This window comes from Bacillus sp. B28, from assembly GCF_029536185.1.
Lineage (GTDB): Bacteria > Bacillota > Bacilli > Bacillales > Bacillaceae > Bacillus > Bacillus halotolerans.
Genome location: NZ_CP120511.1, coordinates 3,687,590 through 3,701,362, shown reverse-complemented (window position 1 = coordinate 3,701,362; position 13,773 = coordinate 3,687,590). Strand labels below are relative to the sequence as shown.

General features: G+C 45.0%; 19 protein-coding genes. 16 read left to right on the top strand and 3 right to left on the bottom strand.

Features of this window, described 5'->3' with window-relative positions; all coding sequences use genetic code 11:
* The first annotated feature begins 15 nt into the window (after positions 1 to 15).
* Positions 16 to 975 carry an AEC family transporter gene (locus tag P3L57_RS18475; protein ID WP_059335139.1) on the top strand — a complete coding sequence of 320 codons (960 nt, stop codon included), beginning with the start codon at positions 16 to 18 and terminating at the stop codon, positions 973 to 975.
* A 35-nt stretch (positions 976 to 1,010) separates the two neighbouring features.
* On the opposite strand, the gene racA is transcribed toward P3L57_RS18475, so the two are convergent.
* Positions 1,011 to 1,565, bottom strand: coding sequence for a chromosome-anchoring protein RacA (racA, locus tag P3L57_RS18470; protein ID WP_044159756.1), 555 nt, complete (start codon positions 1,563 to 1,565; stop codon positions 1,011 to 1,013).
* 121 nt (positions 1,566 to 1,686) lie between these two features.
* Positions 1,687 to 2,076: an SMU1112c/YaeR family gloxylase I-like metalloprotein gene (gloA2, locus tag P3L57_RS18465; protein WP_175422399.1), complete on the bottom strand. Its 390-nt coding sequence runs from the start codon at positions 2,074 to 2,076 to the stop codon at positions 1,687 to 1,689.
* Between the two features lie 121 nt (positions 2,077 to 2,197).
* On the opposite strand from gloA2, the gene prfA reads away from it, so the two are divergent.
* The 3 genes from prfA to P3L57_RS18450 all read left to right on the top strand — a co-directional run bounded on the left by prfA (position 2,198) and on the right by P3L57_RS18450 (position 4,497).
* Positions 2,198 to 3,268: a peptide chain release factor 1 gene (gene prfA / locus P3L57_RS18460; protein ID WP_044159752.1), complete on the top strand. Its 1,071-nt coding sequence runs from the start codon at positions 2,198 to 2,200 to the stop codon at positions 3,266 to 3,268.
* Position 3,269: 1 nt separating this feature from the next.
* Positions 3,270 to 4,136, top strand: coding sequence for a peptide chain release factor N(5)-glutamine methyltransferase (prmC, locus tag P3L57_RS18455; protein WP_059292348.1), 867 nt, complete (start codon positions 3,270 to 3,272; stop codon positions 4,134 to 4,136).
* Positions 4,137 to 4,209: 73 nt separating this feature from the next.
* The gene (locus P3L57_RS18450) at positions 4,210 to 4,497 is read left to right on the top strand and encodes a DUF5316 family protein (RefSeq protein WP_044159749.1); all 288 of its coding nucleotides are present in this window, start codon (positions 4,210 to 4,212) and stop codon (positions 4,495 to 4,497) included.
* A gap of 15 nt (positions 4,498 to 4,512) precedes the next feature.
* Here P3L57_RS18450 and P3L57_RS18445 read toward each other — a convergent pair whose 3' ends face one another.
* The gene (locus P3L57_RS18445) at positions 4,513 to 4,878 is read right to left on the bottom strand and encodes a UPF0715 family protein (protein ID WP_044159746.1); all 366 of its coding nucleotides are present in this window, start codon (positions 4,876 to 4,878) and stop codon (positions 4,513 to 4,515) included.
* Positions 4,879 to 5,018: 140 nt separating this feature from the next.
* Here P3L57_RS18445 and spoIIR point away from each other — a divergent pair, with 140 nt between their 5' ends.
* The 12 genes from spoIIR to atpE all read left to right on the top strand — a co-directional run bounded on the left by spoIIR (position 5,019) and on the right by atpE (position 13,752).
* On the top strand, positions 5,019 to 5,693 hold the full coding sequence (gene spoIIR / locus P3L57_RS18440; RefSeq protein WP_059335137.1) for a stage II sporulation protein R: 675 nt from the start codon (positions 5,019 to 5,021) through the stop codon (positions 5,691 to 5,693).
* A 67-nt stretch (positions 5,694 to 5,760) separates the two neighbouring features.
* Positions 5,761 to 6,204, top strand: a complete 444-nt coding sequence (locus tag P3L57_RS18435) for a GNAT family N-acetyltransferase (protein WP_044159743.1) — start codon at positions 5,761 to 5,763, stop codon at positions 6,202 to 6,204.
* 156 nt (positions 6,205 to 6,360) lie between these two features.
* Positions 6,361 to 7,401 carry an L-threonylcarbamoyladenylate synthase gene (locus P3L57_RS18430; RefSeq protein WP_069486795.1) on the top strand — a complete coding sequence of 347 codons (1,041 nt, stop codon included), beginning with the start codon at positions 6,361 to 6,363 and terminating at the stop codon, positions 7,399 to 7,401.
* 77 nt (positions 7,402 to 7,478) lie between these two features.
* A complete protein-coding gene (locus P3L57_RS18425) occupies positions 7,479 to 8,036 on the top strand; it encodes a manganese efflux pump MntP (protein ID WP_059292692.1) in 558 nt (185 codons plus the stop codon).
* Between the two features lie 74 nt (positions 8,037 to 8,110).
* Entirely contained in the window at positions 8,111 to 8,563 is a 453-nt protein-coding gene (locus P3L57_RS18420) for a low molecular weight protein arginine phosphatase (RefSeq protein ID WP_277617459.1), read from the top strand.
* Positions 8,564 to 8,720: 157 nt separating this feature from the next.
* The gene (gene rpiB, locus P3L57_RS18415; RefSeq protein WP_024123169.1) at positions 8,721 to 9,170 is read left to right on the top strand and encodes a ribose 5-phosphate isomerase B; all 450 of its coding nucleotides are present in this window, start codon (positions 8,721 to 8,723) and stop codon (positions 9,168 to 9,170) included.
* 12 nt (positions 9,171 to 9,182) lie between these two features.
* Positions 9,183 to 9,725 (top strand): TIGR01440 family protein, encoded by a 543-nt coding sequence (locus P3L57_RS18410; RefSeq protein WP_069486796.1) that lies wholly within the window; start codon positions 9,183 to 9,185, stop codon positions 9,723 to 9,725.
* A gap of 208 nt (positions 9,726 to 9,933) precedes the next feature.
* Positions 9,934 to 11,181 (top strand): serine hydroxymethyltransferase, encoded by a 1,248-nt coding sequence (glyA, locus tag P3L57_RS18405; protein WP_044159736.1) that lies wholly within the window; start codon positions 9,934 to 9,936, stop codon positions 11,179 to 11,181.
* A gap of 135 nt (positions 11,182 to 11,316) precedes the next feature.
* Positions 11,317 to 11,946 carry a uracil phosphoribosyltransferase gene (gene upp, locus P3L57_RS18400; RefSeq protein ID WP_003235778.1) on the top strand — a complete coding sequence of 210 codons (630 nt, stop codon included), beginning with the start codon at positions 11,317 to 11,319 and terminating at the stop codon, positions 11,944 to 11,946.
* A gap of 422 nt (positions 11,947 to 12,368) precedes the next feature.
* On the top strand, positions 12,369 to 12,752 hold the full coding sequence (atpI, locus tag P3L57_RS18395) for an ATP synthase subunit I (RefSeq protein WP_010332235.1): 384 nt from the start codon (positions 12,369 to 12,371) through the stop codon (positions 12,750 to 12,752).
* A gap of 7 nt (positions 12,753 to 12,759) precedes the next feature.
* Positions 12,760 to 13,494 carry a F0F1 ATP synthase subunit A gene (gene atpB / locus P3L57_RS18390; RefSeq protein ID WP_024123167.1) on the top strand — a complete coding sequence of 245 codons (735 nt, stop codon included), beginning with the start codon at positions 12,760 to 12,762 and terminating at the stop codon, positions 13,492 to 13,494.
* A gap of 45 nt (positions 13,495 to 13,539) precedes the next feature.
* Positions 13,540 to 13,752, top strand: coding sequence for a F0F1 ATP synthase subunit C (gene atpE, locus P3L57_RS18385; RefSeq protein WP_003151167.1), 213 nt, complete (start codon positions 13,540 to 13,542; stop codon positions 13,750 to 13,752).
* The last annotated feature ends 21 nt before the right edge of the window (positions 13,753 to 13,773 follow it).

Below are 13,773 nucleotides of genomic sequence, written 5' to 3'. Positions count from 1 at the left end.
TTGGAGGAGAATATTTTGAGCATCTTAGATATCTTAATCCTCCTGGCACCGATCTTCTTTGTTATCGTGCTGGGTTGGTTTGCAGGACATTTCGGAAGTTATGATGCCAAGTCAGCAAAAGGGGTAAGTACGTTAGTAACGAAATACGCACTTCCAGCTCACTTTATCGCTGGTATTTTGACAACTTCCAGAAGTGAATTTTTATCACAAGTTCCTTTAATGGTTTCTTTACTTATCGGGATTGTTGGTTTCTATATCATCATTCTATTGGTTTGCAGATTTGTCTTTAAGTATGATTTAACGAACTCATCCGTATTTTCTTTGAACTCTGCACAGCCGACATTCGCATTTATGGGTATTCCTGTATTGGGAAGCTTGTTCGGTGCGCAAGAGGTTGCGATTCCGATCGCTGTAACAGGTATTGTTGTTAATGCGATTCTTGATCCGCTTGCGATCATTATTGCTACAGTGGGTGAGTCTTCTAAGAAAAACGAAGAGAGCGGCGACAGTTTCTGGAAGATGACAGGAAAGTCAATCCTGCATGGTCTTTGTGAGCCGCTTGCAGCTGCTCCGCTAATCAGTATGATCTTAGTGCTGGTTTTCAATTTCACTCTTCCTGAGCTGGGTGTTAAAATGCTTGATCAGCTTGGAAGCACAACATCTGGTGTTGCTCTCTTTGCTGTCGGTGTTACCGTTGGTATTCGTAAAATTAAACTCAGTCTGCCGGCTATCGGTATTGCGTTACTAAAAGTTGCGGTTCAGCCTGCTTTAATGTTCCTGATTGCTCTTGCAGTCGGACTTCCAGCTGACCAAACAACAAAAGCGATCCTTCTTGTTGCATTCCCTGGTTCTGCCGTTGCAGCCATGATTGCGACTCGTTTCGAGAAACAAGAGGAAGAAACTGCGACTGCGTTTGTGATCAGTGCGATTCTGTCATTGATTTCACTTCCAATTATTATTGCGCTTACTGCGTAATCTAAAAAGCTCCCTTTAAGGGGAGCTTTTTTACTTTACGTTTGAAATTTAAACAGTGACAGCAGCGGTTTTTTTCTTGTTTTTATGTTTTCGGAAGAAGCAGCAGTCTCAGGGGTCGGCTGAGCGGTGAATTCTTTCATTTGTGAGGTCAGTGATTGCAGATCAGCAAGAATGTCATCAATTTCTCTTCTGTGCTGCAGAAGCTGATAGGATACGCCTTCATCGGCTTTTTGTTTAAGCTGGCGTTCCAGTTCCTCAATTCTTGCCAGCAGCCCGTTTTCATCCTGTTTTTGCTGTAATAAGGTGTCAAGCTTTTGTTCGAGCTGTTCGATTCTTTTCTCTGTGTCACTGTTTGTTTTTTGGACAAGGAAGCCTGTGCGCTTCTTATTGCTTTGCGGCACATTGATATCCTGAAGCGCCGTGCCTTCAGAAATTTGTTTTTGAACAGATTTCAGGACTTGCACATCTTCAGCCGTAAACGAATAGTGTCCGAGCTCGTTCCGTTCAGCCGGAAGGTTCAGCTGCTTCACCCACCGCTGCACTGTTTTTGCGGAGACGCCGAGTTCACTTGCTACCATATTTGTATTCATGATCCCATACCTCCTTTTTAGCTAGGTATTCGACCATGGGGAGCGGTTCCCTTCCTATTAGACAAAACAAGAAAAGATTCGGCAAAGAAAGTGGGCATCTCCCTTTTTTCTTCAAAAACCGTTATTGCTCATACAGCTCTAACGGAAGCTGATCGGGATCAAAAAAGAAGGTGAACCGCTTGCCTGTTAGCGGATCTGTCCTGATCGGCTCTGTCTCGATTCCTTTTTCGTGAAGCTCCTGAACAGCCTGTTCTAAGTTGTTGACCGTAAAGGCAAGATGACGGAGCCCTGCACCTTCAGGACGGGTTTGACGTGCGGGCGGATCAGGGAACGAAAACAGCTCAATGACGTACGAGCCGTTAAGCGACAAATCAAGCTTGTAGGAGTCGCGCTCTTCTCTGTATGTTTCCTGTATCACCTGAAAACCGAGCTTATGTACGTAGAAAGCTTTCGACTTTTCATAATCTGAGCATATGATTGCAATATGATGTATGGATGTAAGCAATACGATCCCTCCTCTTTTTCAGTATAGCAGAGGAGGCTTTTTTAACTGGGATTGAAATGCTTTTGACTGGCGATAGTCCCTATACTATAATGAGAATGTTACGCACAGGAAAACAGAGGTGAAGACCGTGTTAGACCGTTTAAAGTCAATCGAAGAACGATATGAAAAATTAAATGAGCTTTTAAGCGATCCGGAAGTTGTCAACGATCCGAAAAAGCTTAGAGAATATTCCAAAGAGCAATCTGATATACAAGAAACAGTTGACGTATATAGACAATACAGAGATGCGTCAGAACAGCTGGCTGATGCAAAAGCGATGCTTGAGGATAAGCTTGATGCCGAGATGCGCGACATGGTGAAGGAAGAGATTTCTGAACTCCAGAAAGAAACGGAAACACTGTCAGAACGTCTGAAGGTGCTCCTGATCCCGAAAGATCCTAATGATGATAAAAACGTTATCATGGAGATCCGCGGAGCTGCAGGCGGAGATGAAGCCGCTTTATTTGCAGGCAACCTGTACAGAATGTATTCCCGCTATGCCGAGCTTCAAGGCTGGAAAACCGAGGTCATGGAAGCAAGTGTAACCGGAACGGGCGGCTACAAAGAGATCATCTTTATGATTACGGGCAGCGGCGCATATTCTAAACTCAAATATGAAAACGGCGCTCACCGTGTTCAGCGTGTTCCGGAAACAGAATCAGGCGGCCGTATTCATACTTCTACTGCAACAGTAGCATGTCTTCCTGAGGCCGAAGAGGTAGAGGTTGACATTCATGAGAAGGATATCCGTGTTGATACGTTTGCTTCAAGCGGACCGGGCGGACAAAGCGTGAACACGACAATGTCTGCCGTTCGTCTGACGCATTTGCCGACAGGCGTTGTCGTATCATGCCAGGATGAAAAATCTCAAATCAAAAACAAAGAAAAAGCAATGAAGGTTCTCCGTGCCAGAATCTACGATAAATTTCAGCAGGAAGCACAGGCTGAATATGATCAAACACGGAAATCGGCTGTCGGATCAGGTGACCGCTCTGAGCGTATCCGCACATACAACTTCCCGCAAAACCGTGTGACGGATCACAGAATCGGCCTGACCATTCAAAAGCTTGATCAGATTCTTGAAGGAAAACTTGACGAAGTGGTTGAAACACTGATTGTAGAAGATCAGGCAAGCAAGCTTCAGCAGGCGGATAGTTAAGATGAAGACGATATTTGAAGCCCTGAAATGGGCTTCTTCTTATTTAACGGAAGCGGGAAGAGAAGAAAATGCGGCTGAGCTGCTTTTGCTTTATGATACCGGAATGGATAGAAGCAAGCTGCTCGCCAGCCTGCAGGAACCGATCGGTGAAGATGAGCTGTATCGCTTTAAACGCCACGTCGATATGCACAAAGAAGGCGTACCGGTTCAGTACATTATCGGAATAGAGTTTTTTTACGGACGGGAATTTATGGTGAATGATGATGTACTGATCCCGCGTCCGGAAACGGAAGAGGTTGTCTGCCATCTTCTTGAGAAATATAGAAGTGTCTTTTCTGAAGGAGAGCAGCTCGAAGTGGTAGATGTCGGCACCGGCAGCGGCGCAATAGCCGTCACGCTTGCACTGGAAAACAAAAACTTTTCTGTTTCAGCGATTGATATCTCCAAAGAGGCGCTGGACGTTGCTTCAGCCAATGCGGAAAAGCTCGGAGCGGAGGTGCATTTTCTTCAAGGCGACCTGCTTGAGCCCTTTATTAAGGAAGGGAAAAAAGCGGATATTATCGTCTCAAACCCTCCTTATATTTCTGAAGAAGAAATGGCCGATTTATCTGAGATTGTCCGTTTCCATGAACCTTTGCATGCCCTCACTGACGGCGGAGACGGGCTGAAATTTTATAAGCGGTTTATGGAAGCCATTCCGCTGGTCATGAAGAATACCGTGCTTGTCGTCTTTGAAATCGGGTGGAAGCAGGGCGCAGCTGTAAAAGAGCTGATTCTGCATGCGTTTAAGGATGCGGAAGTTGAAGTCCTGAAGGATATTAACGGAAAAGACAGAACCATATGCGCGGTAATTCATAAGAATAAATAAGCAGCTTGCTGGTGAGTTGAGATAAGAACGGGACCAGCAAGCTGTTTTAACACCAGCAAAGGGGATGTAAAAGATGAAAAAGGCCCTGACAGCAGGAATTTTACTTATTGCCATTGAAAGTATGGTGGGTTCTATTTTTGCGCAAGCCATTTCTTATGAATTCATTTTCGGCATTGCGTCTCTTGTTTTGATCGGGCTTGCCATTGTGACATCGGGTTTAGCTGTAAGCGGAAGCGACCAGCGGGCGAATTATCATTCAGAAACCAAAGAAGGCCGGACAGCCCGGTTGAACATATCAGCTGCTTTCTTTGTTGCTGCCATACCTTCTATTCTATGTTATCTATTGACCGTTTTGATCTAATGAAAAAGGAAGCCCTTAGGAGGCTTCCTTTTTTTGCAGCAAAACAGAATCCCATATCCAGTAGACAACAGCTGTTAATACAGCGAAGATGTAAAAGGCTGTATTTTGAAGCAGGGATTGCCCGGAAGGCTGCAGCACGCCAAAGATGATCGCGTTGGCGATAAACGCCGCGGCAAGATAATACAGCAAGTACAAAGGGCTGAACCGTTTCGGCTTTTTATTCATCATGATCTGAAGCGGCAGCGCGAATAGTAAATAAGGAAATAAGAAATAAAAGGCCATCGTTACGAGAGCAGCTATAATAAAGGAATGAATGTAAATAATCGAATAAAGAACTGACATCGTGAACGCTGACAGCAGCACTGTGTAATTATATTTCATTTTAAACCTCCTAAAACACTATCGTACCATAAATTAGATTAAAAGCTTGCTAGATTTTTTTGCCGCTGCAGGTTTACTCCATACGTTCCTTGTCCATAATAGGGCTAGATACAAAGCACGGAGAGGAACGGTGGGGACTGATGAAAAAAACAGTTATCATTTGTATATATATGTTTCTTTTATTATCTGGGGCAATCGTAGGATTGGCGAAAGAAGAGACGGCACAGCAATCTGAAAATGAGCCGGTTGTCATTCCGGACGAGGCGATTCGCCTGAGAATATTGGCAAACAGCGATCGTGACGAGGACCAAGAATTAAAGCGTCATATCAGAGACGCCGTCAATAAAGAAATCACAACATGGGTCAAGGATATTACTTCTATTGAAGAAGCGCGGCGTTTGATCCGCTCAAAGCTGCCTGAGATCAAGGAAATTGCAAAAGAAACCATGGAAAAAGAAGGCGCCAGTCAATCAATATCTGTTGATTTTGACAAAATCTCATTTCCGACAAAACTTTACGGCAGCATGGTATATCCTGCTGGAGAATACGAAGCCATTCTGATTACGCTTGGAAACGGTGAAGGCGCCAATTGGTGGTGCGTATTATTCCCGCCGCTCTGCTTTCTTGATTTTTCGAATGGGGAAGCTGTAAAAGAACAAGAAGATCAAGAAGCCTCAAAAAAACAAACGGAAAAAGCGCTTGAGGACTTAACAGCCAAAGCGGAGAAAGCTGAAAAAGAAGATGAGAAAGAGAAAGAAGACAATACAGAAGTGAAATTCTTCGTTGTAGAATGGTTTTCCGATCTTTTTTCTTAATCACCAGGTCTAAAAATAGATTTGCCTCATAGATTGGAAGAAAGAACGCTGAAAACGGGGTGAACGAATGTTTTATCAACTGCGGGTGGCAAGGGAAAAGGATGGAGACATACTTGAGGAATTTTTAAAACAGGCCAAAACGAATCATGAGGGCGTAAAGGAAGGGTTCACCCAGTTTCTGATGCTGGAGGACAGCGAGAAAAACATAGCCGGCTGTCTGGGGATCGAAAAAATCAGCTGCGATCAAGCCCTGCTTCGCTCACTTGTGATATCGGACAAGCTTCACCAAGGTCATATTGTATCGCTCTTTCAAAGCATGGAGGTGCTTTGTGAAAAGCATGAGATTAAAACCGTATACTTGGTAGCCAATCAGCATTCTTCGGCTGATTTCCTGGGGGCCATAGGCTTTGAACGGGCGGAGAGTGTGCCGGAAGAGCTGTTTGCCTCGGATCACTTCTGTGAATCAAGGCAAGCGGAAGGGGCCGTCTTAATGAAAAAAACATCCGGATAAGTGAGATTTATACACAAACTTATCCACTTCTTTATATGCGTTGTCCACAATTTGTGGATAACGCTTGTTTTATTACAGGACATCTTTTATACTTTCAAAAGGATTACACGCGTAAAACGATCGTTTTATTGTTGTGAATAAGGAGTTTGGTCAGAAATGAAAACGAAAAGATGGTTTGTGGATGTAATGGACGAGTTATCCACAAATGATCCACAAATTGCACAAGCAGCCGCTTTGCTCCGAGGAAATGAGGTTGTCGCGTTTCCGACAGAAACTGTATATGGTCTCGGCGCAAATGCGAAAAGCACAGATGCTGTCAAAAAAATATATGAGGCGAAAGGGCGGCCGAGTGATAATCCACTGATTGTCCACATTGCGGATATCAGCCAGCTTGACGGTTTAACAGGCCCGGCGCCAGACAAGGCGAAAATATTAATGAAGCGCTTTTGGCCAGGGGCGCTTACACTGATTTTGCCTTGTAAACCTGGTGCGCTGTCACCCCGTGTAACAGCAGGGTTGGATACAGTGGCCGTCAGAATGCCTGATCATCCGCTGGCTCTGGCACTCATCCGTGCCGCGGGTCTCCCGATTGCAGCGCCGAGTGCTAATTTATCGGGCAAACCAAGCCCGACAAAGGCTGAACACGTGGCTCACGACTTGGATGGCCGCATAGCGGGATTGATGGATGGGGGATCTACGGGAATCGGTGTCGAATCAACCGTACTTTCATGTGCAGGAGAAACCCCTGTGCTCCTTCGTCCGGGCGGCATTACAAAAGAACAAATAGAAGCCGAAATCGGACCGATTCTTGTGGATAAAGGGCTTGCTGATCAAAATGAGAAGCCGATTTCTCCGGGAATGAAATATACACATTACGCGCCGTCAGCGCCGCTTGTTATTTCTGAAGGAAGCCCTGAGCGCATTCAAACGCTTATTCAAGAATATCAGCAGGGCGGAAAACGGGTCGGCGTCCTGACGACAGAAGAAAATGCGGATTTTTATTCGGCTGACTATGTGAAGAGCTGCGGCAGAAGAGATCAGCTTGAAACAGTAGCGGCAGCCCTTTATGATGCATTGCGCAGTTTTGATGAAGAAAAGGTTGATTTTATTATTGCAGAATCGTTTCCTGACACAGGCGTCGGACTTGCTATTATGAACAGGCTGATGAAAGCAGCCGGAGGAAGAGTGATTCGCTGACACAGTCAGAAGTTCTAACCCCTTTTGGACACGCATAGGCTAAAAAAGCGGGCGTGTCCAAGGGGGTTATGTATGTGATGTCGGAGATGTTTATAGGCGAACTGATTACCTTAAGCATCATGGCGTTTGCTTTAGGTATGGATGCTTTTTCTGTCGGCCTCGGAATGGGCATGGTCAAACTCAGAAAAAAGCAGATCATCTATATTGGATTCATTATCGGTCTCTTTCACGTCATCATGCCTCTCGGAGGGATGGCGGCGGGAAATATGCTGTCAGGGCTCCTCGGCATGGTAGCCGTATATATCGGGGGTTCGCTGCTGTTTGTTCTCGGTGTTCAAATGGTGATCGCATCTTTTAAACAGTCAGAAGAACGTTTGATGTCACCGGCTGGGCCTGGCTTATTGTTATTTGCAGTCGGCGTCAGCCTCGATAGTTTCTCCGTCGGTCTGAGCCTTGGAATATACGGCTCGCATCCGCTTCTCACCGTTACCCTGTTTGGGCTTTTCAGCATGATTTTGACTTGGCTGGGCCTGCTGATCGGAAAGCAAGTGCAGTCCTGGCTCGGCTCATACAGTGAGGCGCTTGGGGGGACCATATTAATCGTATTTGGCCTTAAGCTGCTTTTGCCAATTTAATATCCCAATAAAAGAAACGCTGTCGCCGTTTCTTTTTTCTTCATATATAATAGAAAAAATAAGGGGTGACTGACATGAACATCATTTTTGTCTGTACTGGAAATACGTGCCGCAGTCCAATGGCTGAGGCGCTTTTTAAATCAATTGCAGAAGCGGAAGGGCTGGATGTCAGCGTCCGCTCGGCAGGCGTATTTGCCTCACCTAACGGGAAAGCGTCGCCTCACGCGGTCGAAGCGCTTTTTGAAAAGCGCATTGCCCTTAATCATGTTTCTTCGCCATTAACTGAAGAACATATGGAATCGGCAGATTTGGTTCTGGCAATGACCCACCAGCACAAACAGGTTATCGTCAGCCAATTCGAACGTTATCGTGATAAAGTGTTTACGCTAAAAGAATATGTGACAGGAAGCCGGGGCGATATTATAGACCCGTTTGGGTGCCCCATTGAGATCTACAAAAAAACGAGAGATGAGCTTGAAGAGCTTCTTCGGCAGCTGGCAGAACGATTGAAAAATGACGGCAAATAACTTGTCAGAGAATCTGAAAACAGGTCATTTGCAAATCCTGCGTGAAGGAGTAGAATATAGTGAAAAGCACATCGATATGGTGTGAATCAATGAGCGGACAGGCTGCGCGGTCAACAAAGCGGGCGGACCGCATCACACACGCTGGGAGGAAAAGCTGATGAAAGTAGCCATAGCATCGGATCATGGCGGCGTTCACATTCGAAACGAAATCAAGGATCTAATGGACGAATTGCAAATTGAATATGTTGATATGGGCTGTGACTGCGGCAGCGGATCTGTCGATTATCCGGACTATGCTTTTCCGGTGGCCGAGAAAGTAGTAAACGGTGAAGTGGACAGAGGCATTTTAATTTGCGGGACAGGCATTGGCATGAGTATTTCCGCCAATAAAGTCAAAGGCATCCGCTGTGCGCTGGCACATGATACATTCAGTGCAAAGGCGACGAGAGAACATAACGATACTAATATCCTCGCAATGGGCGAGCGGGTGATTGGACCCGGTTTGGCACGTGAAATTGCGAAAATCTGGCTGACCACTGAATTTACTGGCGGAAGACATCAAACCCGCATCGGAAAAATCTCGGACTATGAAGAGAAAAACCTGTAGGGGTGCTGCTCAATGAGTGAGATCACACAAACGTGGAAGACGATGCTGTCAGAGTTTCAGGACAAAGCGGGATTGAAAGAAAATCAGCTCTTTGTCCTTGGATGCAGCACAAGCGAAGTGGCCGGCAGCCATATCGGCACATCGGGCAGTACAGACATCGCGGAAAGCATCTACAGCGGACTTGCAGAGCTGAAGGGAAAAACGGGAATCCATCTGGCGTTTCAATGCTGCGAGCATTTAAACAGAGCGCTTGTAGTGGAGGAAGAAACGGCCGAGCTGTTCAGGCTTCCGGCCGTTTCCGCTGTACCTGTTCCAAAAGCGGGCGGGGCGATGGCTTCTTATGCGTTTAAGCAAATGAAGTCTCCTGTTCTGGTAGAAACCATTCAGGCAGATGCCGGAATAGATATAGGCGACACGTTTATCGGCATGCACTTAAAGCAGGTTGCTGTTCCTGTACGCATTTCTCAGAACAGTCTCGGTGCTGCCCATGTGACATTGGCGCGCACACGGCCAAAGCTGATCGGCGGAATGCGGGCAGTTTATGAGTGTGAATGAGAAAGGACTGCATGGGCCAGTCTTTTCTTTAATTTTCGCTGCTGAAATAAATTCCGAACTTTAAATTAAATTTAAGTTATAAATATTCGTTTTTGCCAATAAAATTTTCGTTTTTTTGAAAATAATCTTTTACATCGGCCTAAAAAACCATGTACAATAGTGGTGGTAAAAACAAAGAACAGGATACGGATAGGAGAGGATCTCGCTGATGAAACATTTACCTGCGCAAGACGAACAGGTGTTTAACGCCATTAAAAATGAGCGTGAACGCCAACAGACTAAGATCGAATTGATTGCTTCTGAAAACTTTGTAAGTGAAGCGGTTATGGAAGCACAAGGTTCTGTTTTAACAAACAAATACGCTGAAGGATATCCTGGCAAACGCTATTATGGCGGATGTGAGCACGTCGATGTCGTTGAAGATATCGCTCGTGACCGCGCGAAGGAAATCTTTGGAGCGGAGCATGTAAACGTTCAGCCTCATTCAGGCGCACAAGCAAACATGGCTGTCTATTTCACGATTTTGGAACAAGGCGATACTGTACTTGGGATGAACCTCTCCCACGGCGGTCATTTAACACACGGAAGTCCAGTTAACTTCAGCGGTGTTCAATATAACTTTGTTGAGTACGGCGTAGATAAAGAAACTCAACATATTGATTACGATGACGTGCGTGAAAAAGCCCTCGCTCACAAGCCTAAGCTAATCGTGGCAGGAGCAAGTGCGTATCCTCGTACAATCGACTTCAAGAAATTCCGTGAAATTGCTGATGAAGTCGGCGCTTACTTTATGGTGGATATGGCGCATATCGCAGGACTTGTTGCGGCAGGCCTTCATCCAAACCCGGTTCCTTACGCTGATTTCGTGACAACAACGACACATAAAACACTTCGCGGACCTCGCGGCGGTATGATCCTTTGCCGTGAAGAGTTCGGCAAGAAAATTGATAAGTCCATCTTCCCTGGCATTCAAGGCGGACCGCTGATGCACGTAATTGCCGCAAAAGCTGTTTCATTCGGCGAAGTATTGCGCGATGATTTCAAAACATACGCACAAAACGTGATTTCAAACGCGAAGCGTCTTGCAGAATCATTAACAAAAGAGGGCATTCAGCTCGTTTCAGGCGGAACTGACAACCACCTCATCCTGGTTGATCTTCGTTCTCTCGGACTGACAGGTAAGGTTGCAGAGCATGTGCTTGATGAAATCGGGATTACATCAAACAAAAACGCGATTCCATACGATCCTGAAAAACCGTTCGTAACAAGCGGTATCCGTCTCGGAACAGCTGCTGTGACAAGCCGCGGTTTTGACGGAGAGGCATTGGATGAAGTCGGTGCCATCATTGCGCTTGCATTGAAAAACCACGAAGATGAAGGAAAACTTGAAGAAGCAAGACAGCGCGTAGCTGCTCTGACTGGCAAGTTCCCTCTATATAAAGAATTAGATTACTAAGATTGAAAAACCCGCTCGGGCTTATGCCCGGCGGGTTTTTTGACGATGTTCCTTGAAACTCAATGTCTTTTTTTGTAGAATCAATAGAAGTGTGAAATTGTCGATGGGACAATAAAAAAGGAGCTGAAACACAGTATGGGAAAGGTTTATGTATTTGATCATCCTTTAATTCAGCACAAGCTGACATATATTCGGAATGTAGAGACAGGCACGAAGGATTTTAGAGAGCTTGTAGACGAAGTAGCTACACTTATGGCGTTTGAAATTACCCGTGATCTCCCTCTAGAGGAAGTGGATATCAACACACCGGTTCAGACTGCGAAATCAAAAGTCATCTCAGGGAAAAAACTCGGGGTTGTTCCTATTCTCAGAGCAGGTTTAGGAATGGTTGAAGGCATCTTGAAACTGATCCCTGCGGCAAAAGTGGGACATGTCGGTCTGTACCGTGATCCTGAAACCTTAAAACCCGTGGAATACTATGTGAAGCTTCCTTCTGATGTGGAAGAGCGTGAATTCATCGTGGTTGACCCTATGCTGGCCACAGGCGGTTCCGCAGTTGAAGCGATTAACAGCCTGAAAAAACGCGGTGCGAAAAACATTCGTTTCATGTGTCTTGTAGCTGCGCCTGAAGGTGTGGAAGAATTGCAGAAGCATCATTCTGACGTGGATATTTACATAGCGGCGCTTGATGAAAAATTAAATGAAAAAGGTTATATCGTTCCGGGTCTCGGAGACGCAGGAGACCGTATGTTCGGAACAAAATAAAAAAGAAAACCCGCCAACGGGTTTTCTTTTTTATGTTATCCAGTTATTTGCTATTCGGTGAATCTCTATACAATTATAGGTGAAAATGTGAACATTCTGTGGAGGCTTACAGTATAAAAAGTTTTTTAACTTTAAACAGATTGACACATGTTAGGGGCTATTGTATGCTAAACGAGGGTATTATGAGAAGGTTTTCATAGCTTTCATTATAGTCCTCATCCCCAATGTAAATCCTCCCAGAAAACCCGTTTTATGAGGATTTATTCAAGCGAATGAAACAGCATCCCTGCAAGGCTTGCGGATGAATGATTTTTTCGAACAGGCCCGTTTTGCCGGACAAAAAAGGTCTTCTACTAGGGTTAACCGCTGATTTTGCCGTATCCAAGAAATATATTATTTTTTCATCAGGAGACAGATAGTTGATGGACGATCCCAAGCTACAATTTAGCAGACAACGAAAATATCTATTGTTCATTTTGGCAGCGTATGTACTGGGTTATGGTTTAACAGCGTATAAAACCGTTTTTTTAGGCCTTATTCTGGGAACTGTTTTCAGTTTGTTTAATTTTTTACTGCTCGTCAGAAGAATGAATGCTTTTGACAGGGCCGTTGCGAAAGGCAAGTCCATACGATCCCTTGGGAGCGCAGCGCGGTGGTGCAATGCGATTCTTGCTGCGGCTGTCGCCTATAAATATCCCGAGCATTTTCATATGGCAAGTACAGTTATTGGATTAATGACAATTTATCCTGTCATTATGATAGATTCCTTTATCCAGCTTAAACGTTCATCAATGGAAGAGAGGTGAAAACCCTTTGAATCATGAATACAGAACTATTGAATTTCTAGGACTTACTTTTAATCTGACAAACATTCTGATGATTACTGTGGCGAGTGTGATCGTGTTATTGATTGCCATCCTTACCACAAGAACGCTTTCGATCCGTCCCGGAAAAGCCCAGAACTTTATGGAATGGATTGTTGATTTTGTCCGCAATATTATCGGCAGTACAATGGATTTGAAAACAGGGGCTAACTTCTTGGCACTTGGTGTCACATTGCTGATGTACATATTTGTGTCGAATATGCTGGGGCTGCCGTTCTCTGTCACAATCGGACATGAGCTCTGGTGGAAATCTCCGACAGCCGATCCTGCCATTACATTAACGCTTGCCGTAATGGTCGTCGCTTTAACCCATTATTATGGTGTAAAGATGAAAGGGCTCAAGGAATATTCCAAGGAGTATTTAAGACCTGTTCCGTTCATGCTCCCGATGAAAATCATAGAAGAGTTTGCGAATACGCTGACTCTCGGTTTGCGGCTTTACGGTAACATCTTCGCCGGTGAGATTCTTCTCGGCCTGCTTGCGGGATTAGCGACAAGCTTCTATTCGCAAAGCGTGGTTCTCGGACTTGTCGGTACAATCGGTGCCATTCTGCCGATGCTGGCATGGCAGGCATTCAGTTTATTTATAGGTGCCATCCAGGCGTTTATTTTTACGATGCTGACGATGGTGTACATGTCTCATAAAATCAGTAATGATCATTAAAACATTATATCCAAACGGATAACATTTTAAAGGAGGAACTTTTTCATGAATTTAATAGCAGCTGCGATTGCAATTGGTTTAGGCGCACTTGGTGCAGGTATTGGTAACGGTTTGATTGTTTCACGTACGGTAGAGGGGATCGCCCGTCAGCCGGAGGCAGGTAAAGAACTTAGAACGCTTATGTTCATGGGTATCGCATTAGTTGAGGCCCTTCCTATTATCGCTGTCGTTATCGCATTCTTAGCGTTCTTTGGCTAAGCATAAAAGCCTTATATGAAC